The organism is Roseovarius tolerans (assembly GCF_028885395.1).
Classification (GTDB): Bacteria; Pseudomonadota; Alphaproteobacteria; order Rhodobacterales; family Rhodobacteraceae; genus Roseovarius; species Roseovarius tolerans.
The window spans coordinates 283,265-304,721 of sequence record NZ_CP118494.1 but is presented as its reverse complement, the minus strand read 5'-3'; the positions used below and the strand labels follow the sequence as shown (position 1 = coordinate 304,721).

General features: G+C 62.5%; 20 protein-coding genes and 1 riboswitch. Of the genes, 10 read left to right on the top strand and 10 right to left on the bottom strand.

Features of this window, described 5'->3' with window-relative positions; all coding sequences use genetic code 11:
• Positions 1-5 precede the first annotated feature (5 nt).
• The 7 genes from PVU19_RS01400 (at position 6) to PVU19_RS01370 (ending at position 6,833) form a co-directional block, all read left to right on the top strand.
• Complete coding sequence (locus tag PVU19_RS01400) at positions 6-1,445, top strand: TadA family conjugal transfer-associated ATPase (RefSeq protein ID WP_050664006.1); 1,440 nt, start codon at positions 6-8, stop codon at positions 1,443-1,445.
• 5 nt (positions 1,446-1,450) lie between these two features.
• A complete protein-coding gene (locus tag PVU19_RS01395) occupies positions 1,451-2,419 on the top strand; it encodes a type II secretion system F family protein (protein WP_050664007.1) in 969 nt (322 codons plus the stop codon).
• 10 nt (positions 2,420-2,429) lie between these two features.
• Complete coding sequence (locus PVU19_RS01390) at positions 2,430-3,413, top strand: type II secretion system F family protein (RefSeq protein ID WP_050664008.1); 984 nt, start codon at positions 2,430-2,432, stop codon at positions 3,411-3,413.
• Positions 3,414-3,474: 61 nt separating this feature from the next.
• A complete protein-coding gene (locus tag PVU19_RS01385; protein WP_050664009.1) occupies positions 3,475-4,035 on the top strand; it encodes a tetratricopeptide repeat protein in 561 nt (186 codons plus the stop codon).
• Between the two features lie 29 nt (positions 4,036-4,064).
• Positions 4,065-4,919 carry a tetratricopeptide repeat protein gene (locus tag PVU19_RS01380; protein ID WP_050664010.1) on the top strand — a complete coding sequence of 285 codons (855 nt, stop codon included), beginning with the start codon at positions 4,065-4,067 and terminating at the stop codon, positions 4,917-4,919.
• A gap of 8 nt (positions 4,920-4,927) precedes the next feature.
• Complete coding sequence (locus tag PVU19_RS01375) at positions 4,928-5,428, top strand: prepilin peptidase (protein ID WP_050664011.1); 501 nt, start codon at positions 4,928-4,930, stop codon at positions 5,426-5,428.
• 94 nt (positions 5,429-5,522) lie between these two features.
• A complete protein-coding gene (locus tag PVU19_RS01370) occupies positions 5,523-6,833 on the top strand; it encodes an ATPase (protein ID WP_050664012.1) in 1,311 nt (436 codons plus the stop codon).
• 6 nt (positions 6,834-6,839) lie between these two features.
• On the opposite strand, the gene PVU19_RS01365 is transcribed toward PVU19_RS01370, so the two are convergent.
• Both PVU19_RS01365 and PVU19_RS01360 read right to left on the bottom strand, forming a co-directional pair.
• Positions 6,840-7,109 (bottom strand): hypothetical protein, encoded by a 270-nt coding sequence (locus PVU19_RS01365; RefSeq protein WP_050664013.1) that lies wholly within the window; start codon positions 7,107-7,109, stop codon positions 6,840-6,842.
• A 94-nt stretch (positions 7,110-7,203) separates the two neighbouring features.
• A riboswitch (cobalamin riboswitch) is annotated at positions 7,204-7,405 on the bottom strand.
• Positions 7,406-7,510: 105 nt separating this feature from the next.
• Positions 7,511-8,296: a LytTR family DNA-binding domain-containing protein gene (locus PVU19_RS01360; protein ID WP_274789866.1), complete on the bottom strand. Its 786-nt coding sequence runs from the start codon at positions 8,294-8,296 to the stop codon at positions 7,511-7,513.
• Positions 8,297-8,512: 216 nt separating this feature from the next.
• Here PVU19_RS01360 and PVU19_RS01355 point away from each other — a divergent pair, with 216 nt between their 5' ends.
• Positions 8,513-8,881 (top strand): PaaI family thioesterase, encoded by a 369-nt coding sequence (locus PVU19_RS01355; RefSeq protein ID WP_274789865.1) that lies wholly within the window; start codon positions 8,513-8,515, stop codon positions 8,879-8,881.
• Between the two features lie 63 nt (positions 8,882-8,944).
• Positions 8,945-10,483 carry a murein biosynthesis integral membrane protein MurJ gene (gene murJ, locus PVU19_RS01350; protein WP_050664489.1) on the top strand — a complete coding sequence of 513 codons (1,539 nt, stop codon included), beginning with the start codon at positions 8,945-8,947 and terminating at the stop codon, positions 10,481-10,483.
• Positions 10,484-10,571: 88 nt separating this feature from the next.
• Here the strand turns inward: murJ and infB are convergent, their stop codons facing one another.
• From infB to PVU19_RS01320, 6 genes are all read right to left on the bottom strand, one after another.
• Positions 10,572-13,076, bottom strand: coding sequence for a translation initiation factor IF-2 (gene infB, locus PVU19_RS01345; RefSeq protein ID WP_274789864.1), 2,505 nt, complete (start codon positions 13,074-13,076; stop codon positions 10,572-10,574).
• 6 nt (positions 13,077-13,082) lie between these two features.
• Positions 13,083-13,706, bottom strand: a complete 624-nt coding sequence (locus PVU19_RS01340; protein WP_050664155.1) for an RNA-binding protein — start codon at positions 13,704-13,706, stop codon at positions 13,083-13,085.
• Between the two features lie 23 nt (positions 13,707-13,729).
• Positions 13,730-15,343, bottom strand: coding sequence for a transcription termination factor NusA (gene nusA / locus PVU19_RS01335; protein ID WP_050664156.1), 1,614 nt, complete (start codon positions 15,341-15,343; stop codon positions 13,730-13,732).
• 4 nt (positions 15,344-15,347) lie between these two features.
• The gene (gene rimP, locus PVU19_RS01330; RefSeq protein WP_050664157.1) at positions 15,348-15,923 is read right to left on the bottom strand and encodes a ribosome maturation factor RimP; all 576 of its coding nucleotides are present in this window, start codon (positions 15,921-15,923) and stop codon (positions 15,348-15,350) included.
• A 134-nt stretch (positions 15,924-16,057) separates the two neighbouring features.
• Positions 16,058-16,789: a glycosyltransferase family 25 protein gene (locus tag PVU19_RS01325; RefSeq protein ID WP_082237940.1), complete on the bottom strand. Its 732-nt coding sequence runs from the start codon at positions 16,787-16,789 to the stop codon at positions 16,058-16,060.
• A 48-nt stretch (positions 16,790-16,837) separates the two neighbouring features.
• Positions 16,838-17,851 (bottom strand): P1 family peptidase, encoded by a 1,014-nt coding sequence (locus PVU19_RS01320; protein ID WP_050664159.1) that lies wholly within the window; start codon positions 17,849-17,851, stop codon positions 16,838-16,840.
• A 152-nt stretch (positions 17,852-18,003) separates the two neighbouring features.
• On the opposite strand from PVU19_RS01320, the gene PVU19_RS01315 reads away from it, so the two are divergent.
• The gene (locus PVU19_RS01315; RefSeq protein WP_050664160.1) at positions 18,004-19,212 is read left to right on the top strand and encodes an aminopeptidase P family protein; all 1,209 of its coding nucleotides are present in this window, start codon (positions 18,004-18,006) and stop codon (positions 19,210-19,212) included.
• Positions 19,213-19,252: 40 nt separating this feature from the next.
• Here PVU19_RS01315 and PVU19_RS01310 read toward each other — a convergent pair whose 3' ends face one another.
• Together PVU19_RS01310 and PVU19_RS01305 are read right to left on the bottom strand one after the other, a co-directional pair.
• Positions 19,253-20,395 (bottom strand): saccharopine dehydrogenase family protein, encoded by a 1,143-nt coding sequence (locus tag PVU19_RS01310; RefSeq protein WP_050664161.1) that lies wholly within the window; start codon positions 20,393-20,395, stop codon positions 19,253-19,255.
• A 3-nt stretch (positions 20,396-20,398) separates the two neighbouring features.
• Positions 20,399-21,454 (bottom strand): saccharopine dehydrogenase, encoded by a 1,056-nt coding sequence (locus PVU19_RS01305; protein ID WP_050664162.1) that lies wholly within the window; start codon positions 21,452-21,454, stop codon positions 20,399-20,401.
• Positions 21,455-21,457: the final 3 nt, after the last annotated feature.

The window sequence follows — 21,457 nt, the reverse complement described above, 5'->3', positions numbered from 1 at the left end:
AGCCGATGTTCTCGCGCTACAAGAAATCGACACCGACGAAGGTCACGACCGCATCTCCGGTCGCCGAAGTTGCCAAGACCGCGCCTCTTGAGGCAGCGGCGGCACAGTCGTTTCGCAAACCCCCGCAAAAGCCTGCCGCGGTGTCAGAGCCGATGGACAAGGAGCGCAAGCGCAAGGAGCGGATGGGCGAGATCAAGATCGAACTGCACCGTGCGCTTCTGGACCACCTGAACCTCGCCGCGCTCGACACCGCGACGGAGACCGATCTGCGCGCCGAGATCAGCTCCATCGCCGGCGAAATCCTCGAGGAAAAGGGCATCGTCTTCAATCGCGAGGACCGGGCCGTTCTCACGCAGGAACTCTACGACGAGGTCAAGGGGCTCGGTCCGCTTGAAACTCTGCTCAAGGACGACACGGTCAACGACATCCTCGTGAACGGGCCACATCAGATTTTCATCGAGCGCGCGGGCAAGCTCGAACTCAGCGACGTCACCTTCAAGGATGAACGTCACCTGCTGCGCATCATCGACAAGATCGTCAGCGCCGTGGGCCGCCGCGTGGACGAATCGAACCCCTATGTCGATGCCCGTCTCGCGGACGGCTCGCGATTCAACGCGATGGTGCCACCGGTCGCGGTCGATGGCAGCCTCGTCTCGATTCGTAAGTTCAAGAAAGACAAGTTGGGGATCGACGATCTGGTAAGCTTCGGGGCCTTCTCCGAGGAAATGGCCGCCTATCTTCAGGCCGCCGTCGCGACCCGGCTGAACATTGTCGTCTCTGGCGGTACGGGCTCGGGTAAGACCACGACCCTCAACGCACTGTCGTCCTTCATCGACAATGCGGAGCGTATCCTCACCATCGAGGACACCGCCGAACTCCAACTGCAACAGATTCATGTCGGCCGGATGGAAAGCCGCCCGCCGAACGTCGAGGGCAAGGGCGAGGTGAGCCCGCGTGACTGTCTCAAGAACGCACTGCGCATGCGCCCCGACCGGATCATCGTCGGTGAGACGCGCGGCGAGGAAGTGATCGACATGCTGCAGGCCATGAACACCGGCCACGACGGCTCGATGACGACGATCCACGCCAACAACCCGCGCGACGGCATCAGCCGGATGGAGAACATGGTCGCAATGGCGGGTATCGAAATGCCGCTCAAGGCCGTGCGCAGCCAGATCGCGAGCGCCGTCAACCTCATCGTACAGGCCAGCCGCCTTCAGGACGGCTCGCGCCGGATGACCTCGATCACCGAGGTTACCGGGATGGAGGGCGACGTGATCTCGATGCAGGAAATCTTCCGCTTTCAGCGTGTCGGCCTGACACCGGACAACAAGATCATCGGCCATTTCACCGGCACGGGCGTGCGCTCCAACTATTCCGAGCGCTTCCGCCTTTGGGGCTACGACCTGCCCCCGGCCATCTATGAACCGATTGCAGCGGAGTAACGCAGATGGCCCTCAATGCAGAAGTAATCATTTACGGCCTGATCTTCATCGGCGTTCTCGTCCTTGTCGAAGGTATCTACCTCACGGTTTTCGGGCGCTCCATCAGCCTGAACAACCGGGTCAACCGGCGTCTGGAAATGCTGGACAAGACCGGTAACCGCGAAGAGGTCATGGAGAAATTGCGCAAGGAGATGCAACAGCATCTCAAGGCGCGCAAGGTTCCGCTATACTCGATCCTGTCGAACAAGGCGCAGAAGGCGGCCATCGCCTTTACCCCCAAACAGCTGATCCTGCTGATGATCGGGGTCAGCATTCTGGCCTTCCTTGGCCTGACCATCGGGACCGGCACGGCACTTCCGGTGCGTATTCTTGTGTCCATTGGCATGGGCGTGGGCGGCATATTCACCTGGATCAACATGAAGGCCGGCAAGCGTATGGCCCTCCTGGAAGAACAGCTGCCCGATGCGATCGAACTCATGGTGCGAAGCCTGCGCGTGGGGCATCCGTTTTCGTCTGCCGTGGCCATCGTGGCCAGTGAGGTATCCGATCCTCTCGCCACCGAGTTCGGCATCATCGCCGATGAGGCAACCTATGGCCGGGACATGGGCGAGGCGCTCAAGGATATGGCAGAACGTCTCGACATGCAGGACGTGCGCTTTCTCGCGGTCGCGGTGACCATTCAGCAGCAATCGGGCGGCAACCTCGCAGAAATCCTGGCCGGTCTGGCCAAGGTGATCCGTGCCCGGTTCCGTCTCTTCCGCCGGGTCAAGGCAATCACCGCCGAGGCAAAGTGGTCGGGGAACTTCCTCTCGGGGTTTCCCCTCTTTGCACTGATGGGCATCCAGCTGCTCAAGCCTGATTACTATGACGAGGCGATGCTGCACCCGTTCTTCATCCCCGCCGTTCTGGTGGTTGGCACGTTCCTTGTGCTTAATCTGATCGTCATGCGCGCACTTGTGAACATCAAGGTCTGAGGGGCCCAAAATGCAATTCCTAACCACAATCAACACTATGCTGACCGATACGTTTGGCGACTTCGGCCCGATGATCGCCGTTGGCGCGCTCGGGCTGATGCTGGTGCTCCTCGTCATTCCTCTGATGATCAACCAGCGGCAGGACCCGCTCGAAAAGCTCAAAAAGAGCAACGCCGCAGGCGCAACACAAGATTTGGGCAAGGCCAGCCTGCGCGCCGGGGCAAAGAACAAGAAGCTCGACAAATATGCCGGGTTCCTCGAACCGCAGGACGCCAAGCAACTCAGCGCGATGCGTCTCACGCTTATGCAGGCAGGCTATCGGCATAGCGACGCGGTGCGTTACTTCCACTTCGTGCAACTGACGCTCGCCCTCGGGCTGCTCGTGCTCGGGCTGATCTATTTCCTGGTGTTTGTGTCAGGCGACGACACCGGACCGAAAGAGATGGTGCTCTACGTGCTCGGGCCCGGCGGCGTGGGATACATGCTGCCGAAATATTGGGTGACCAAACGCCAGCAACAGCGCCAGGAAGAAATTCAGGACGGCTTTCCCGACAGTCTCGACATGATGCTTGTGTGCATCGAGGCGGGACAGTCTCTCGATCAGGCAATCATCCGCGTCTCGAAGGAAATCCAGGCATCCTATCCCGCCTTGGCCGAGGAATACGAGATCGTGGCCTTGCAGATCAAGGCCGGCCGGGACAAGGCATCGGTGCTCAACGAGATGGGTGAACGCTGCGGCGTGCAGGATATCTCGAGCTTTGTCACCGTTCTGATCCAGTCGCAGACCTTCGGCACATCGATCGGCGAGGCGCTGCGCGTCTATGCAGCCGAGATGCGTGACAAACGGGTCATGCGCGCCGAGGAAAAGGCCAACAAGCTGCCGACCAAGATGACATTGGCGACAATGATGCTTACAGTGCCACCATTGCTGATCATTCTGGTCGGTCCATCCGCGCTCGGGATCATGGAACTGTTCGCGATGGCCGAGAGATAAAAAACGGGGCGACATGACAGGGCATTTTCGGAGAGGGCAGCAACGGGCTTTCCGCGCGAAAATGCAACAGGCCAGCCCGAAAGCGGCGCTTGTTCTGCTCACCTGTCTCTTCCTTGCCGGATGTCTGGGTCAGCAGCCGGATAATGGCCCCTTCGCCCCTGGCCCCGCACCCGGCGCAACAGGCGTCGACGGCCTTCTCGTTGGGCATCGATTGATGGATGCGGGCGAGTTTGAATTGGCGCAAAAGGCCTATAGCCGCGCCGCTCTGGACCAAGGCATGACAGCGGATGTCCTGGCGGGCCTGGGCAGCGCCAATCTTGCCCTCGGACGGCTTGGCAGCGCAGAACGCCTCTTGCGGCGCGCGATCGAGGGCGACGATGCAACGCCCGAGACCTGGAATAATCTGGGCGTCGTTCTTGTCGAACAGGGCAATTATCCCGAGGCTGAACAGATTCTGAGGCGGGCCTATGCGCTCGATGATGGCGAAAGCGACGCAATTCGCGACAATTTGCGTTTGGCACTCGCAAAATCGGAAAATTCCGAGTATGGTGCTGACGAAGAACAAGACTATAAAGTGGTACGGCGGGGCAGCAGCGAATACCTGATCCGCAAGATACCATGACGAGGCCGAGGCAGTAAAAGGACGCAAAAATGCGCCACCCTATCCTGATTTCCCTGTGTGCAGCAGGGGCATTCGCCCTGTCTGCATGTGAGCAAACCGCTGGCAACGAGGTTGATCGCGCCTTTCAGGACATCAACGTCATTGATGAAACCAATCTCAACGATGTGATGCTGACAGCCTCTGACCCAAATGAGGCGGTATCCTATTTCCAGCGCGCGGTTGGGGAAAAGCCTGACCGGCTTGACCTGCAGCGCGGTCTTGCCAGCTCGCTCGTCCGGGCGAAACGCAACACCGAAGCCGTTGCCGCATGGGCCAACGTGACCAAGCACAAAGACGCGACCCATGCCGATCACGTGAACCATGCCGATGCGCTGATCCGCAACAACGAATGGGAGCGTGCGGGCGACGTGCTCGACGGTGTTCCGCCAACCCACGAGACATTCAAACGCTACCGCCTCGAAGCGATGATCGCCGATAGCGAGAAGGATTGGAAAAAGGCCGACAGTTTCTATGAGACGGCCGTCGGGCTGACGACACAGCCCGCCAATGTGATGAACAACTGGGGATATTCCAAACTCTCGCGCGGGGATTTCGAAGGGGCCGAGCGACTCTTTACCGATGCCGTACGCCAGGATCCATCGCTGTTCACTGCAAAGAACAATCTCGTTCTGGCACGCGGGGCGCAGCGCAACTATGCCCTGCCGGTCCTGCCCGTCACGCAGGTGGAACGCGCACAGCTGCTCTATACGCTCGGTTTGTCCGCAGTGAAACAAGGTGACACCACCATTGGACAAGGCCTGTTGAAGGACGCGGTCGAAACCCATCCACAGCATTTCGAGGAAGCGGTGCGCAGCCTGCGGGCACTTGAGAACAAGGCCGGCTGACAGACGCCATGACACTCGAAATCACCGCCCGCGCCGCGCTCTGGTTCCTGCCATTTGTCGTGCCGATCTGCGCCTGGGTTGCCCTGAGCGACATGCGTAGCATGAAGATTCCCAACATCGCGGTTCTGGCGCTGCTGGCGACCTTTGTGCTGGTTGGTCTTTGGGTCTTGCCCCTGCCGGAATATGCTTGGCGCTTTTCACATCTCGCGGTTCTGCTGGTGGTGGGGATGCTGGCCAATGCGATCGGTGTCATGGGGGCGGGGGATGCCAAGTTCATCGCGGCCGCAGGCCCCTTTGTCGTGCTGGGTGATGCAGCACTCCTCTGCCTGCTCTTCGCGGCGGTCCTGATCGCCGCTTTCGCGACGCACCGGATCGCGATGTATAGCCCTTTACGCCGGATCACGCCGGACTGGGCAAGCTGGCAGATGACCAAGAAGTTCCCTATGGGACTGGCGCTTGGCCCGACACTGGCGCTCTATCTCGGGCTTGGTACCATATACGGGAGCTGAGCGCCCCCGATCCGCCCGATGCTCTCCTTAATTTCTGCACGATTGGTGGTCATGGTTCTTGCGAGTCGATGACCACGCAGGGCAGGCAATTACCATGAACATGCAAGTCTCCGCGGGCGTGCAGCCCCCACCGCCACCAACCAGCATCGAGGACATGCAAATTCCTGTCGTGATGATGCGCGACATTCTTCTCAAGACGATGTTCCGCAAGAACCTCGACATGGTCAGCGAGCTAGCCGAAGCGATCTGCCTGCCGCGCGCGGTCACGCAGGAACTGGTGGACATGGCACGCACGCAGCGCCTACTCGAGGCGACCGGCACACTCAACGCCACCTCCGGCGGCGAGATGGGCTATCAGTTGACCGATGCGGGCAAATCCCGCGCGCTCGACGCCCTAAGCCAGTCGGAATATTTCGGCGCAATGCCCGTACCGCTTGCCGTCTACCGTGAGCAGGTAAAGCGCCAGTCGATCCGCAATATCCAGATTACCCGCGAACAGCTGACCAACGCAATGGGGCATCTGATCCTGCCCGAATCTTTGCTCGACCATCTCGGGCCGGCCGTGAGCGCCGGGCGCTCGGTGCTGATGTATGGTCCGCCGGGCAACGGTAAATCCTCGATCTCGAACGGTATCCGTGACGCCATGGGGGACAAGATCTATGTGCCCCGGGCCATCGAATATTCCGGCCAGGTCATCACCGTCTATGACCCGATCGTACATTCCAAGGCCGAGGTCGAGGTGGACGACCCCAACTCGCTGCGCCGCAAACGCACCTTTGATACACGCTATGTGCGCTGCGAACGGCCCACGGTGATCACCGGCGGCGAACTCAGCCTGTCGATGCTCGATCTGGTCTACAACCCGACCGCGCGCACCTATCAGGCCCCGCTTCAGCTCAAATCGACCGGCGGCATCTTCATCGTTGACGACCTTGGCCGTCAGGCGGAACCGCCGCAGGCACTGGTCAACCGCTGGATCGTTCCACTGGAAGAATCCAAGGACATTCTTGCCCTTCAATCGGGCGAGAAATTCGAGGTGCCGTTCGACACGCTGGTGATCTTCTCGACCAACTTCCACCCCAACAAGATCTTCGACAAGGCCGCACTGCGCCGGATTTTCTACAAGATCAAGATCGACGGCCCCTGCCAATCGGATTTCCTCAAAATCTTCGCCATGGTGGCCCGCAAGAAGGGCATCCCCCTCGACGAAGAGGCGCTCATCCACCTGATCAAGGAAAAATACCCGACGATCGACAACGTCTATGCCAACTATCAGCCGATCTTCCTGATCGACCAGATGATTGCGATCTGCGAATTTGAGGGCATCCCCTACCAGATGTCACCAAACCTAATTGACCGGGCGTGGGACAACATGTTCGTCCGTGAGGAAGAGATCATCCACTGACGGCGATCAGTGCACCAACTGCCCGCGCCTGCGTCGCGCGGGCCGCGCCCCAATAGAGGCGCAGGCCTCTTCGAGAAACCCCACAAAGGCCCGTGCAGCCGCGCTCTTGGGGGCCTGAGCCGCCGGTTCGGCAAGCGCCTCACGGGCCATCTGCGCGGTCACCGGTCCCGGCGTGTCAAACACCCATTCCAGAAAACCCAGTCGCCCGGCCGCACAGGCCTGCGCCCCCGCTGCGGGACTTTCTTCAAGGGCGTCGATGATGCGTGTTACAGTCATGGCTTCTTCTCCCCGGCCACACCCCGGGCCAGATGGGGCGAAGAGCAGGCTGAGGGTCGCGGCGCAGGGCGCACACGCCCGCATCGCCCCCCGCGATTCGACGTTTACCATGGCTGGTTTCCGGGCTTGAGTGGCGGGCGATCAACCCATGCAGCACGGCACCTTCCCAAGCCCTTGCGCGGCTCAGTGGCGTATTGCCGTGATGCCCTCCCTTACCGTTGCGGGGGCAGCGCCGGTCTTTCACCGGCTTCCCAATTCTCCGCCTCAGGGGCGGCACCATGATGTATCGAGATTAACAGCACGCCATGACCTCGCAAGGCCAAATGCGAAACCCCCGGTTGAAAACCGGCAAGGCGCCTGATCCACAGACGCGCATCGCAGTCACCGAAGCCGCAAGCCGGTTATCCGCCTTGACCTGCCCCGTCCTGACGTTCCAAAAGACCGACATCCTCCAGCCTTACGCGGTACTTGCGGCTGACAGGAACACGATCCCCATTGCGCAGGATCACATATATCTTTCCTGCATCGCGTTCGATCCGGTCGATTGCCCGCAGCGCGACCCAATGCGAGCGATGTGTGCAGACCCCTTCGACCGGCTCCATCTCCGCAATCGCGTCGCTTAGCCTGAGGCGGAGTGTCTCGACGCCATGCGGCGTCGCCACATCAACGAAATGATCATTGGCCGACAGGCGCATGATTTCGGAATCGGGCCAGTCGGACATACGTCGATGCAACCGAGTCACCGGCACATCTGACAAACGGGTCCGCCGCCAATAGCTGGTCGGTTGCTCCGCCCCGATCTGGCGACGCAGCACGAAAATACCGGCAACGATCAGCAGGGTATTGAAACCGATACTGACGATATTGAGATCCGTGTGCGACAGGACAGGGTCGAACGCGCCTCGAAGAAACCAGATGACGGGGGCGAGAGCCGCGCTGGTCATCACACTGGCCCCGATGTCGAAAATCGCCGGGTGACTCGAATGACAAACCGTTTTCTTGATTGCCCGAACGAAACCGCCAATCAGAATGCCAAGCCCGATCACGAGTCCCCAATAGGCAAGACGCGTCGGCCACATCATCGTGTCGTAGGTGCCGAACGGCCCGGCGACCACCGCAGTGACGCAGGCCGTTGCCAATATCGACAGCGTCAACGGAGAGACCAACCCGGCCCAGGTCTCTGACATATGCTGTCTGAGCTCAGACCACTTCAAACCAAGACCCTTACCATTTATCGCTAGACGTGCATTTATCAGCGACGAAATCCAAATCCAAGCATTCACACGATTGCTTGACCACAATATCGTGACATCTGAAACGAAAGATGGGCAATGGGAATTGATCAGAAATTATCCCCTGACATAGAAAGGGCCATTCATCGAAGCTTTGATGCACAGGCGATGATGGCCACGCTCGGCGCGAAACTGATCGCCGTGCTGCCGGGTCATGCCCGAATCGAAGCCCCGATTCTGCCAGGCAGCCTGCAACAGCACGGCTATGCCCATGCAGGCCTGACCTTTGCCATCGGCGACAGTGCGGCAGGCTATGCCGCGCTTGGCGTCATGCCCGAAGGATCCGAGGTTCTGACCACCGAAATGAAGATCAACCTGCTTGCGCCAGCACGGGGCGAACGCCTGATCGCGCGGGGCCGCGTGATCAAGCCGGGACGTCGTCTGGTGATCGTGCAGGCGGATGTGCATGCGGTTGAAGACGGGCAAGAGACACACGTGGCCCTTCTCACGGGCACGATGATTCCGCTGTTGCCGGGCTAGCCTCTTTCCCCCTTACCACCAATCGGTTAAGCCTGCCGCATTGCCCAGTCCGGAGCACCGCCCATGAAACCCGTCCGTCTGCTTTCCGGCATCCTTACCGTCGGCGGCTGGACCATGATGAGCCGCATTCTGGGCTTTGTCCGCGACGTGATGATTGCCAGTTTTCTGGGGCCGGGCGTCTTGATGGACGCCTTTGTCGCCGCGTTCCGCCTGCCCAACATGTTCCGTCGCTTCTTTGCCGAGGGCGCGTTCAACGCCGCCTTCGTGCCGATGTTCTCCAAGCGGCTGGAAGCCGACGAGAACCCGTTGGGCTTTGCCTCGCTCGCGCTGTCCGGGCTTGGGCTTGTCCTTTTGGCGTTGACCGGGCTGGCAATGGTGTTCATGCCCGCGCTGGTATGGGCCACAGCCGAGGGTTTTGCCGGAGACGCGCGTTTCGGGATCACAATCGAATACGGGCGCATCGTTTTTCCCTACATCCTCTTCATTTCAATGGCGGCGCTCTTTTCCGGGATGCTGAATGCTGCCGGGCGCTTTTCGGCTGCGGCGGCGGCGCCTGTTCTACTCAACGTGATGCTCATCGCCGCCATGGGGGCCACTGCCTTTTTCGGGGGCGGGGTCGCCAATGCTCTGGTCTGGACGATTCCATTTGCAGGTATCGCTCAACTGGCTCTGGTCTGGCATGCCGCCAACCGCGCCGGTCTGCGCATCCGCCCGGTGCGTCCGCGCTGGACACCCGAGATGGCGCAACTGGTGCGCATCGCGGTGCCGGCAGCCCTCGCCGGTGGGGTGGTGCAGATCAATCTGGTAGTCGGGCAGCTTGTGGCCTCGAACTATGACAAGGCGGTAAGCTGGCTCTATTCCGCCGACCGCCTCTACCAGCTGCCTCTCGGGGTTGTCGGGATCGCGGTTGGCATCGTCCTGCTGCCTGACCTGTCCCGGCGGCTCAAGGCCGGGGACGATACCGGCGCGCGCTACGCGCTGTCGCGGGCGGGCGAGGTGGCGCTCGCGCTGACTGTGCCATGCGCCGTCGCCCTTGTCGTCATCCCGCTTCCACTTGTAACGGTGCTGTTCGAGCGTGGGGCGTTTGGCGCCGACGACAGCGCGGCCACGGCGATCGCGGTGGCGATCTATGGCCTCGGGCTGCCCGCGTTTGTGCTGCAAAAGATCCTGCAACCGGTGTTCTTCGCACGCGAAGACACCAAAAGCCCGTTTCGCTACGCGGTCGTGGCAATGGTCGTCAACGCGGCGCTCGCTGTCGGCCTCTCGGTCGTGATGGGCTGGATTGCCGCAGCTCTGGCAACCACAGTCGCGGCCTGGGTCATGGTCTGGCAACTGGCAATCGGCGGGCGCGCCTTTGGGGAGGTTGCGCGCTTTGATCTGCAGTTCCGGCGGCGGCTGTGGCGGATCGTATTGGCCTCGGCCTTGATGGGGGTCGCAGTCTGGGGCGCAGGTGCCGTGCTCGGGCCCCTTTTTGCTGCAGCCGGATGGCGTTGGCTGGCGCTTTTGCTGCTGATCACCGCCGGCATACTGTCCTACGGTCTGTTCGGGCAGGCACTGGGGGCATTCCGCCTACAGGAAATCCGGGGACGTCTGCGCCGCTGACGCATCATCCCCCGTCACCAGCGGTTTTCCACCCGGCATGAAAAAGGGCGGCTGAAACCAGCCGCCCTTTCCTGTTAAGTCCTGCCAATCAGGCAAGTGTGCGGGTGATTTCTTCCCGCTCGAAGATCTCGATCACGTCGCCTTCGCGGACATCCTCGTAGGCCTCGAACGCCATGCCGCATTCCTGACCCGAGATCACCTCGGCAACCTCATCCTTGAAGCGCTTGAGCGTCTTGAGCGTGCCTTCGTGGATCACCACATCGTCACGCAGCAGACGCACACCGGCAGAGCGGCGCGCCACGCCTTCGGTGACCAGACAACCCGCGACACGACCAACCCCGGAGACCTTGAAGACCTCCTTGATGGTCGCATAGCCGATGAACTTCTCGCGAATTTCCGCACCCAGAAGGCCGCTGGCTGCCGCTTTCACGTCGTCCACGAGGTCATAGATCACCGAGTAATAGCGGATCTCCACACCCTTCTGATTGGCGCTGTTGCGCGCGGGCGCATTGGCCCGGACGTTGAAGCCCAGAACCGGCGCGCCCGAGGCCTCGGCCAGACCGATATCGGATTCGGTGATCGCACCGACGCCCGAATGCAGCACGCGGACGCGCACCTCTTCGTTGCCGATCTTCTCCATCGCCTGCACGATCGCCTCGGCAGAGCCCTGCACGTCGGCCTTGACCACGATGGGCAGTTCCTTGAGGTTCTCGTCTTCCTTGGCCTTCGCCAACAGCTGCTCGAGCGAGGTGCCCGCCCCGGCAGCGGCGCGTTTTTCCTTGGCCGCGTCGGCGCGGTATTCAGCGATCTCACGGGCCTGACCCTCGGTCTCGACGACGTTGAGAACGTCACCCGCCTCGGGCGTGCCGTTCAGGCCCAGAACCTCGACCGGCACCGACGGTCCGGCCTCCTTGACGCGCTCGCCACGGTCGTTGATCAGCGCGCGAACCTTGCCGTATTGCTCGCCCACCACAAAGATATCACCCTGCTGCAGCGTGCCTTTCTGGACCAGAACAGTCGCAACGGGGCCACGGCCCACGTCAAGCTGCGCCTCGATCACGGCCCCCTCGGCGGCACGGTTCGGATTGGCCTTGAGTTCGAGTATCTCGGCTTGCAGCGCGATCGCTTCGAGCAGTTCTTCCAGACCCTGGCCAGTAACCGCCGACACTTCCACATCCTGCACATCGCCCGACATCGCCTCGACGATCACCTCGTGACGGAGCAGATCGGCGCGCACCTTGTCGGGATCGGCGGCAGGCAGATCGACCTTGTTGATCGCCACGATCATCGGCACCTTGGCCGCCTTGGCATGGTTGATGGCCTCGACGGTCTGCGGCATCACGGCATCATCGGCTGCAACGACAAGCACGACAATATCCGTCACCTGCGCCCCGCGAGAGCGCATCGAGGTAAAGGCCGCGTGGCCCGGCGTGTCGAGGAAGCTGAGCACGGCGCCGCTGTCGGTGGTGACCTGATACGCCCCGATATGCTGGGTGATACCACCAGCCTCGCCAGCGACGACCTTGGCATCTCGGATCGCGTCCAGAAGCGAGGTCTTGCCGTGGTCAACGTGACCCATGATGGTGATCACCGGAGGCCGCGACACGAGATCCTCGGCCTTGTCCTCGACCTGCGCGATGACGTCCTCCACATCCGAGTCGCTGACACGCACGACGCGGTGGCCGAATTCCTCGATGATCAATTCTGCGGTATCCGCGTCGACCGACTGGTTCTGCGTGACCATCATGCCATTCTGCATGAGGGCCTTGACCACGTCACCGACGCGCTCGGCCATGCGGTTCGCCAGTTCCGAGACAACGATCACCTCGGGCAGCTGCACGTCGCGCACGACCTTTTCACGCTCTTGCGCACCGCCCATGGCCTTCTGACGCGCGCGCTCTTGCTTGCGCTTCATCGCCGCCATGGATTTCTGCCGCCCGCCTTCGCCGCCCGAAAGCGCCTGGTTGAGCGTCAGCTTGCCGGAGCGGCGGGCATCCTCACCACCACGCCCCTTGCCACGACGACTGCTCTTGTCGTCATCCTCACGCTTGCGCGCAGCCGGGGCCGCCTTGGAGGGTGCCTGTCGTGCAGGTCCGGGGGCCACGTCCGGCTCTGAGGGGGGCGGTGTCGCGGCCTGAACTGCGGCCTGCTCGGCTTCAAGCTTCTTGCGCTCGTCGTCTTCTGCCTTGGCGCGGGCACGCTCTTCGGCCTCGCGCTGCTCGCGCTCCTTTGCCTCGGCTTCTTCGCGACGGCGCAGACGCTCTTCCTCGCGGGCCTTTTCCTCGGCCTCGCGCTTGGCGGCATCTTCGGTCTCGCGCGCCTTGGCGGCGGAGAGCGCCTTCATCCGGCGCTCCATCTCGGCGTCGGAAATCCCGGCAGGACGCTTGGCAGAGCTTGCCGGACCGGACGATTTGCCCGACCCACCCGCGCCAGCGGATGCACCCGGGCTCGCCTTCGGCACGACCACGCGCTTGCGCTTGGTTTCCACCACGACGTTCTTGGTCCGGCCATGGCTGAAGCTCTGCTTCACGTTCCCCGGCCGGGACCCGCCGCCACGCACACCCAAAGGTTTCTTTCCGTCGTTGTCGCTCATATTCTCTTACTTTCCTTTCCGGCGCGCAGTCTCGCCGTCCGAGACGCGCAGACCTTTCAGTCTTGCCGCCTCCTCTACAACACGTTTGCACAAACCTCCAGCACCCAGTGCCGCATGGATTGTGCTTTGACGCCCAAAGGCCTGACCCAGTTCATCCGCCGTCAGCCAGCCGATGAACGAGCCGCCGTAGGGCGTGCTCAGTTTCGATTTTCCGCGCTCCGAGCCGTCGCTGGCCTGGATCAGAACCTCGGCCTCGTCCTTGGCCAGCCAGTCCTTGACCCGCTCATAGCCCGAGGTCGCAGCACCGCCCTTGCGCATGAGGCTGATCAGGTTCAGCACCCGTTGCGTCAGAAGCGTCTCGACCTGATCCACCAGGTCCTCGGGCACGTTCACCGGCTGCCGCGCGGCGCGGGCGAACAGCCCTTTCTTGGCGGCCTTGGCCAGTGCCGCAGGGTCCGCCGACACCCAGATGCCACGTCCCGGCAACTTTTCAGCAAGGTCAGGGGCAATCTGGCCCTCGGGGCCGATCACGAAGCGGATCAGCCCATGCTTCGGTTGCACCTCGCCCGTGGCGATGCATTTACGCTCAGGACCGTCGCTCCGGTCTTTGGGTTGCCCGCTGCGCCCCATCAGGTGCCTCCGAGGCCTGAAAATCAGGCCTCGGCCTCCACGTCGTCGCCGTCGGTCTCATCGACTTGGGGCTCCAGATCCGCAGGATCGACCCAGCCAAGCATGACGCGTGCCGTCATAACCATGTTTTGCGCTTCTTCGAGCGAGACGTCAAACTTCTCCAGAATGCCTTCGTCCTTGACGCGCTCACCGTTCACGGTGGTCCAGCCACCTGCCAATTCCCAATCGGCACAGGTTGCGAAATCCTCGAGCGATTTGACATCGTCCTCGGCCAACGCCTGCACCATCTGGGGTGTCAAACCCTCAAATTCAATGAGGCTGTCCTCGACCCCCAACTCGCGCGCTTTGGCGAGCGCCGCGGCGGCCTGCGCCTCGAGCACGTCACGCGCCCGTGCCTGAAGCTCACCGGCAGTGTCCTCGTCAACACCGTCGATCACCAGAAGCTCGTCCAGTTCGACATAGGCGACTTCTTCCAGCGTGGTGAACCCTTCGGCCACCAGAAGTTGCGCGAAAAACTCGTCGAGATCGAGCGTGTCCATAAAGAGCTTGGTCCGCTCTTCGAATTCCTTCTGACGGCGTTCGCTGTCCTCGGCTTCGGTCATGATGTCGACGTCGAGTCCGGTCAGTTGGCTGGCCAGACGCACGTTCTGACCGCGCCGCCCGATGGCGAGGCTCAGCTGCTCTTCGGGCACGACCACCTCGATACGCTGCGCGTCCTCGTCGATCACCACCTTGCTGACCTCTGCGGGCTGCAAGGCGTTGACGAGGAACGTGGCCTGATCCTCATTCCACGGGATGATGTCGATCTTTTCACCCTGAAGCTCGTTGACCACCGCCTGCACGCGGCTGCCGCGCATGCCGACGCAGGCACCGACTGGATCAATCGAACTGTCATAAGAGATCACGGCGATCTTGGCGCGGCTGCCGGGATCGCGGGCCACGGCCTTGATCTCGATGATGCCGTCGTAGATTTCCGGGACTTCCATCTTGAAGAGTTCGGCCATGAATTGCGGCTCTGTCCGGCTGAGGAAGATCTGCGGACCACGCTGTTCGCGGCGCACGTCCTTGACGTAGCAGCGGATGCGGTCATTGGGGCGATAGGCCTCGCGCCCGATCTTTTCGTTGCGCCGCAGGATACCCTCGCCCGCGCCCACATCGACGATGACGTTGCCGTATTCCTCGCGCTTGACGACACCGTTGATGATGGTGCCCGCGCGGTCCTTGAATTCCTCGTATTGGCGATCGCGCTCGGCCTCGCGCACCTTCTGCAGGATCACCTGCTTGGCGCTTTGCGCGGCGATGCGGCCCATCTCGACGGGCGGCACTTCCTCGACGAAGGTATCGCCGACCTTGGGCTCCTCGAGATACTGCTTGGCCTGCTCCACGGTCATCTCGGCCTGATAATTCTCAAGCTCTTCGTCCTCGACCACGGTGCGCACACGCGTGAACTTGGCGCGACCGGTCTTTCGGTCGATCTCCACACGGATATCCATCTCGCTGCCGTAGCGGCTCTTGGCGGCACGGGCGAGGCTTTCTTCCATCGCCTCGACCACGAGGCCCGGATCGATCATCTTCTCGCGCGCCACCGCCTCTGCGGTCTGCAACAGCTCAAGCTGGTTGGCCGATGTGATTGCCATGGTCTCAGTCCTCCTCAGAACCGCTATCGGTTTCGATCTCGTCAAAATTTTCTTCGTTGATGGCGCCTGCCGCCTTGCGCTGTCGCAGCATCTCGCGGATCAACTCGTCGGTCAGCACCAGCTTGGCGTCGCTCAGCCAGTCGAAATCGAGCCCGATGGTGCCCTCTTCGACATTGATCAGCACCTCGTTGCCCTCGACCCCGGCCAGCATGCCCTTGAAGCGCTTGCGCCCGTCGATCATCTCCGAAGTCTCAAGCTTGGCCTCATAGCCCTCGAACATCTCGAAATCCTTGAGCCGGGTCAGCGGCCGGTCGATACCGGGACTCGACACTTCGAGCGTGTAGGCGTCGATGATCGGGTCCTCGACATCGAGAATGGCGCTGACAGCGGTGCTGATCTCGGCACAATCATCCACCTCGATCCCGCCGTCGGGCTTGTCGGCCATGATCTGCAACGTGTGCGTCTTGCCGCCCATCAGGCGAACGCGCACCAGTTCATAGCCCATGTCCTCGATCACCGGGGTGATGATCTCGGCCAGTCTGCGATCAATCGCGGCTTTGGCAATCAGGTCGTTGGTCATCGTTTCCAAGCACAAAAAAACGGGCGCGCGGCCCGTCACACTTTCCGGTGGAGCCTTCGGAGTGGACCCGAAAGCGCCGCTATTGACGGGGATATAGGCGGCTTGGCGCGGATTTGCAAGCGGGGTTTTCGCGGCTACCGCATCGCGCCGCGCCAACGCCGATAAAGCTGCGCCGTATCGCGCACGACCGGCACGCGGTCAAACCAACGCAAATCATGGACATCGGTGCGCGACGGCCGCTGCACCCCAAGCGTCGGCGACACCGAGAGTGTGACCATCTGCGGATGATCTGCCCGGAAATGCGAATAGGCCCCGTCGACATGCATCGGCCCACCCGCCGGATCGCCGACCTCACGTTCGGTGATGGCCGTCAGGTAAGGCACCAGCGCATGGATGGCCGGACGACGCAAGGCCATGAAGTGACTGCACAAAACATTCTGCTTGGGGTCGAGCGAGATCAGACCGGGCGCGGCGTCCATGCCATGTGCCGCGGCATCGAACCCGCCGTAGAACATATCCCAATCGCGTGCAGCCAGCGTCTCCAGCAGGGCAGGCGCGCGGCTTGTGAAATCGTCACTGAAATCCAGATCGTCCTCGCAAATCGCGATGCTTGGCAGGTCCGCGTCACGGGCGGCACGCAGGATTTCGAGGTGGCTCAGGAAACAGCCACGCGCGCCTAGCGTGGGAAAACCGGCCAGGCTGTCAGGCCGGATCGCATCAAAGATCGACACCTGCGGATGATCAAAGCCGAGCCCGATTCGCGCCAGTTGTACCGCTAATTCGCGACGGCGGTCGGGACGGGAGGGCAAATTGACGACGCGGATCGGGCCGAGGCACTCCACCATGCGTGATCCCAGAGACGTCATATCGCGGTCTTTCCTGCTCAGCCTGCGTCGGCATGACCATATGGCGCGTCAGTCCCCCGCACAAGCGGCGCCGCCGAACCGCGCCTGCCACGCCGGCAGGGCGTCGCCGGGCAGGCTGCGCGCGCTGAATACCGCCCGCGCAATCGCCCGCGCCATGACGCACGCCGCCGCATGGCCTAGCACCACCTGCGCCGCCAGATCAGGGGCCGGTCGCGTGCCCGTCGCGGCGGCAAAGATCAGGTCGCCATCCATCAGTGTATGCGACGGCACCAACGCGCGGGCGAACCCGTCATGCGCGACCGTGGCCAGCCGCGTGCATTGCGCTTGGGTCAGCGTCACATCGGTGGCGATGATCCCGATGGTGGTATTGGCGTGCTGTGCCAGCTTGGTGGGGGCCAGCATCGGATCGGCATTGGCGGGTGCCATCCCCAATCCGCCGAATTCCTGCCCCAGCTCGAACGGAGCAGCCCAGAACTCCGGCCCCTCACCCACCGTCGCCGAGCCGAGCGCGTTCACGGCGACCAGAGCGCCCACCGTGCTGCCGTCGGGCAGAAGGGCCGACGCCGAGCCAAGCCCGCCCTTGAGGGTTGCCGTGGTCGCCCCCGCGCCTGCCCCGGTGCTGCCGATCTCGAACGCATCCGACGCCGCCTGAAGGGCCGAGCGGCCAAGCGCCTTGTAAGGGTTGTCGGTCCAGTCCTTGTCGCCGCCGTTCAAGAGATCGAACAGGATCGCCCCCGGCACGATGGGCACGCGCATATCCCCCACGGCGAAGCCGCGCCCCAAGTCGCGCAACCCGTCCGCCACGCCCGAGGCGGCATCGAGGCCAAAGGCTGACCCACCCGAGAGCACCAGCGCATCGACCTGCTCGACCACCCGGTCGGGGCTGAGCAAATCCGTCTCGCGCGTTCCCGGCGCGCCGCCCATCACCTGCACCCCGGCCGTGAAAGGTGCATCGGCCAACAGAACCGTCACACCCGAGCGCAGGCGCATATCCTGCGCATTGCCGACCCGAAGACCAGCAATATCGGTGATCAGATTTCGCGCGCCCACCTGCGTTTTCATGCCGCAAATCTCCCTTTGGGTCGCAAATCATCTTGCCAGAGCGCGCGCTTTACGCAAGGAGAGGCATCAGGCCCGGGCGATGGCGTCGTCCCGATCAGGGCCTTTCCCAACAGTCCTGAACGCCGGGACCTTCTTTTGCAAGGAGGGTCACTATGACTGCACGTCCAGATTTCTATCGCTTCCACAACGGTGAAAAGGCCCCGCTGCCCTTTGCCATTTCCGAATACGAGGCCCGGGTCGCGTGCCTGCGCGCGTTCATGGAGGAGGCGGGCGCAAGCGCCATCGTCCTCACCTCGATGCACAACATCGCCTATTACTCGGGCTTTCTCTATTGTTCCTTTGGTCGGCCCTATGGCCTTGTCGTGACCGAGACCGAGTGCGTCACGATCAGCGCGGGCATCGACGCGGGGCAACCGTGGCGGCGCTCGTTCTGCGACAACATCACCTATACCGACTGGCAGCGCGACAATTTCTGGCGTGCGGTGCGCGAGGTGGCAGGCGAGGGCGGTGTCATCGGCTACGAGGGCGACCACCTGACGCTGATGCAACGCGACGGGCTGGAGGATTTTCTCAAGCCGGTGACGATGGTCGACCTTGCCCCGGCAACGATGCGCCAGCGGATGCGCAAATCCGAGGCCGAGATCGCGCTCATCCGCTCCTGCGCGCAGGTGGCCGATGTGGGCGGCTACGCCATCCGCGACGCGGTGAAGGTTGGGGCGCGCGAGATCGACATTGCCATGGCAGGCCGGGACGCAATGGAAGTGGAGATCGCCAAGCGTTTCCCCGACGCTGAATACCGAGACACATGGGTGTGGTTTCAGTCGGGGATCAACACCGACGGCGCGCATAATCCGGTGACGGCGCGGGCCATCGAACGCGGCGATATCCTGTCGCTCAACACCTTCCCGATGGTCTCGGGCTATTACGTGGCGCTGGAGCGGACCATGTTCGCGGGCGAGGTGGACGCGGCGAGCCGTGCGATCTGGGAGGCCAATGTCGCCGCCCATGAATACGGCATGTCGCTGCTCAAGCCCGGTGTAAGCTGCGCCGAGGTCACGCATCAGATCAACGCCTTCTTTGAGGGACGCGACCTGTTGCAATACCGCACCTTCGGCTATGGCCACAGCTTCGGCATCCTGAGCCATTATTATGGCCGCGAGGCTGGGCTCGAACTGCGCGAGGATATCGACACGGTGCTGGAGCCGGGCATGGTCATCTCGATGGAGCCGATGCTGACGCTTGGCGCGGGCCAGCCCGGCGCAGGTGGCTACCGCGAGCACGACATCCTCGTGGTCACCGAGGACGGCAACGAGAACATCTCCGGCTATCCCTACGGCCCCGATTTCAACGTGGTCGGCTGAAGCATCTGCGGGGCGGTCACTCACCGCCCCGCACTCGATCTCATGTGAGGTGATCCACCACCTGCAAATGCTGCGCAAGGTGGCCCACCTCACCCAGATACCGCGCGAGCAGCTTTGGATCATGCGGGGCCGGGGTTACGCCTGCCGGGATTTCGCGGTTCAGCACCGATTCGATGGCCAGCGAGACCGGTATCGACACCAGCCGCGCCATCGCCGTGCCGCGCGCATCGCCCCAGGCGTCCATCACGTAGGTCTTGTGCCAGACCGGTTGCCCGGCCTGTTCTGCCTTGAGATCGACGCAAAGGACAACACGGTCGGCCTCGCCCTCGTCATACGCATGCTCTTGCCAGAACTGATCCGACATCTCCTTTAGTCGCGCGTCACCAGCCGCGCCCTCCAGCGTTTCGATCTCGGCAAAGATATCCTTCCAAGCCTCCGACCAGCCATTCAGCCGCAGCGTGCCGCGCACGAAATCCTTGATCCGCCAGTCGGGATCGAACCGGTAATCCGCAATGAACGGGATCGAATCGCGATTGGGATAAACCTCGAAGGTTTCAGGCGTCGGAAGCGGCGCGTCATAGGATGAGAGCGCATCCCAGGGCCGCGCGACGTTGAGTTCAGAAAAGTCCCGGATCGACCGCGAGGGCGAACGAAGCGCCTTGAGCACGCCCAGGGGCGACCAGCTGAACTTGTAGCGGAACGGGTTGGGCACTTTCGGCACGCCGCCGCAATAGGAGGTGAACGACAGGTCATTGGCCGGATCGAACGCCCCGGACGCGCGATACTCGGCCACCAGATGATGCGCCATCAGGTGGTCGATGCCGGGATCGAGGCCGATCTCATTGACGAGGCACAGCCCCTTGTCGCGCGCGGTGGCGTCCAGTGCCCGCATCTCGGGGGCGATGTAGGAGGATGAGACGAAATGCGCATCCTTGGACAGGCACAGCTCCGCAAGCGGCACGTGCCAGTCGCCGGGCAGCATCGAAACGACCACATCGCCGGGCTTTAGCACCTCGGCGAGCGCGTCCTTGTCAAAGGCGTTGATCCGGTCGGTCAGGTCGCCCACGGCCGTCTCTGCCTTGTCGGTCGAGCGGTTCCAAACGGCCACGTCATGGCCCGCCTCGATCAGCCGCCGCAAACCCGGAATGGCCGAAAGGCCGGTGCCGCACCATTGGATTGTCATGTCTCAGACCTCCTTCATATGTGTCTTGTAAGTCTCTTCGGCCCGCGCCCAGACCCCTTGATCGAGCGCGTCGAGCGTCAGCAGGGATTGCAGCAATTGCCCTGCGTAATCCGTTGAGGATTCCACCGGCAAGAGCGAGGGCAGGTTGTCGATCGCCATCACGTCGAGCGGCGGCGCATCATGGACGCGCGTCGCGGGCTCTGCCCACGTGGTAGCTGCGTCATAAACCGGCACCGGGTTGTAATCGCTGTCGGGATCGCAGGCGACGTCGCCGATCACGGTCAGACGGCGGTCTTGAGCAAGCGCGGATTTCGGCATGAAGACCGGCGTGCCGGGCCGCGCGAAGATGCAATTGAGGAAGATGTCGTGGTCGAGAATTTCGGGGAATGGCCCACCCTTTGCGGTCTCGGCCATGTCCCACCGGGTCACAGACATGCCCATGGCATCGCACAGGTCCGCCGCCCCGGTGCCGACGCGGCCAAGCGCGCCGATGACGATGGCCGAGGGACGCGCGGCGCCGGTGCCATCAAGCTGCGTGCCAAGCGCCGCGAGCAGCGCATCGCGCCCCGGATAGGTCGCGACCGGCGGGCAGGTGCCGCCGCCCTGCTGCGCCGCCCATGTCATCAGCGACACCGCCGCCCCTGCATAGCCCGCCCAATAGCCGAAGGCGGCAACGCGCCGCCCGTCCTCGTCCACCAGATATTCCAGATCATAGAGCGTCCCACCGCCCTCCTTGAACCGTGCGAGCAGGCGTTTGCCCGCATGCTGCCCCTTGAAGGCATGACCGAACATGATGTGGCGATGCGGCAGGGGCGTGCCGTCCTCGGGCAGCTCCTTGAGGCCAAAGATGATCGCACCCGATGGGGCAGAGGGCCAGGAATTCTCCGCCGCGATCTCGCAGCCCGCCGCAGCATAGCCGTCGATTGGAATGGCACGATTGTGGCTGTCTTCCACCGTCACGCGGATGCCCTTGGCGATCAGCGCCGCGGCCTCCTCGGGCGTCAGCCCGACGCGTTCCTCGTTGGGCCGCTGTTCGGCCCGGACCCAGAGATGTGTCATGCG

What these genes read in the sequence shown, in the direction of transcription:
- PVU19_RS01375 (WP_050664011.1), top strand. Translation starts at nt 4,928, where the DNA reads ATGACACTCGAAATCACCGCCCGCGCCGCGCTCTGGTTCCTGCCATTT.
- rimP (WP_050664157.1), bottom strand. Translation starts at nt 15,923, where the DNA reads ATGACCAACGACCTGATTGCCAAAGCCGCGATTGATCGCAGACTGGCC.
- PVU19_RS01340 (WP_050664155.1), bottom strand. Translation starts at nt 13,706, where the DNA reads ATGGGGCGCAGCGGGCAACCCAAAGACCGGAGCGACGGTCCTGAGCGT.
- PVU19_RS01370 (WP_050664012.1), top strand. Translation starts at nt 5,523, where the DNA reads ATGAACATGCAAGTCTCCGCGGGCGTGCAGCCCCCACCGCCACCAACC.
- PVU19_RS01355 (WP_274789865.1), top strand. Translation starts at nt 8,513, where the DNA reads ATGGCCACGCTCGGCGCGAAACTGATCGCCGTGCTGCCGGGTCATGCC.
- PVU19_RS01365 (WP_050664013.1), bottom strand. Translation starts at nt 7,109, where the DNA reads ATGACTGTAACACGCATCATCGACGCCCTTGAAGAAAGTCCCGCAGCG.
- PVU19_RS01400 (WP_050664006.1), top strand. Translation starts at nt 6, where the DNA reads ATGTTCTCGCGCTACAAGAAATCGACACCGACGAAGGTCACGACCGCA.
- infB (WP_274789864.1), bottom strand. Translation starts at nt 13,076, where the DNA reads ATGAGCGACAACGACGGAAAGAAACCTTTGGGTGTGCGTGGCGGCGGG.
- nusA (WP_050664156.1), bottom strand. Translation starts at nt 15,343, where the DNA reads ATGGCAATCACATCGGCCAACCAGCTTGAGCTGTTGCAGACCGCAGAG.
- PVU19_RS01360 (WP_274789866.1), bottom strand. Translation starts at nt 8,296, where the DNA reads ATGTCAGAGACCTGGGCCGGGTTGGTCTCTCCGTTGACGCTGTCGATA.
- PVU19_RS01305 (WP_050664162.1), bottom strand. Translation starts at nt 21,454, where the DNA reads ATGACACATCTCTGGGTCCGGGCCGAACAGCGGCCCAACGAGGAACGC.
- PVU19_RS01310 (WP_050664161.1), bottom strand. Translation starts at nt 20,395, where the DNA reads ATGACAATCCAATGGTGCGGCACCGGCCTTTCGGCCATTCCGGGTTTG.
- PVU19_RS01320 (WP_050664159.1), bottom strand. Translation starts at nt 17,851, where the DNA reads ATGAAAACGCAGGTGGGCGCGCGAAATCTGATCACCGATATTGCTGGT.
- PVU19_RS01390 (WP_050664008.1), top strand. Translation starts at nt 2,430, where the DNA reads ATGCAATTCCTAACCACAATCAACACTATGCTGACCGATACGTTTGGC.
- PVU19_RS01395 (WP_050664007.1), top strand. Translation starts at nt 1,451, where the DNA reads ATGGCCCTCAATGCAGAAGTAATCATTTACGGCCTGATCTTCATCGGC.
- PVU19_RS01385 (WP_050664009.1), top strand. Translation starts at nt 3,475, where the DNA reads ATGCAACAGGCCAGCCCGAAAGCGGCGCTTGTTCTGCTCACCTGTCTC.
- PVU19_RS01325 (WP_082237940.1), bottom strand. Translation starts at nt 16,789, where the DNA reads ATGACGTCTCTGGGATCACGCATGGTGGAGTGCCTCGGCCCGATCCGC.
- PVU19_RS01380 (WP_050664010.1), top strand. Translation starts at nt 4,065, where the DNA reads ATGCGCCACCCTATCCTGATTTCCCTGTGTGCAGCAGGGGCATTCGCC.
- PVU19_RS01315 (WP_050664160.1), top strand. Translation starts at nt 18,004, where the DNA reads ATGACTGCACGTCCAGATTTCTATCGCTTCCACAACGGTGAAAAGGCC.
- murJ (WP_050664489.1), top strand. Translation starts at nt 8,945, where the DNA reads ATGAAACCCGTCCGTCTGCTTTCCGGCATCCTTACCGTCGGCGGCTGG.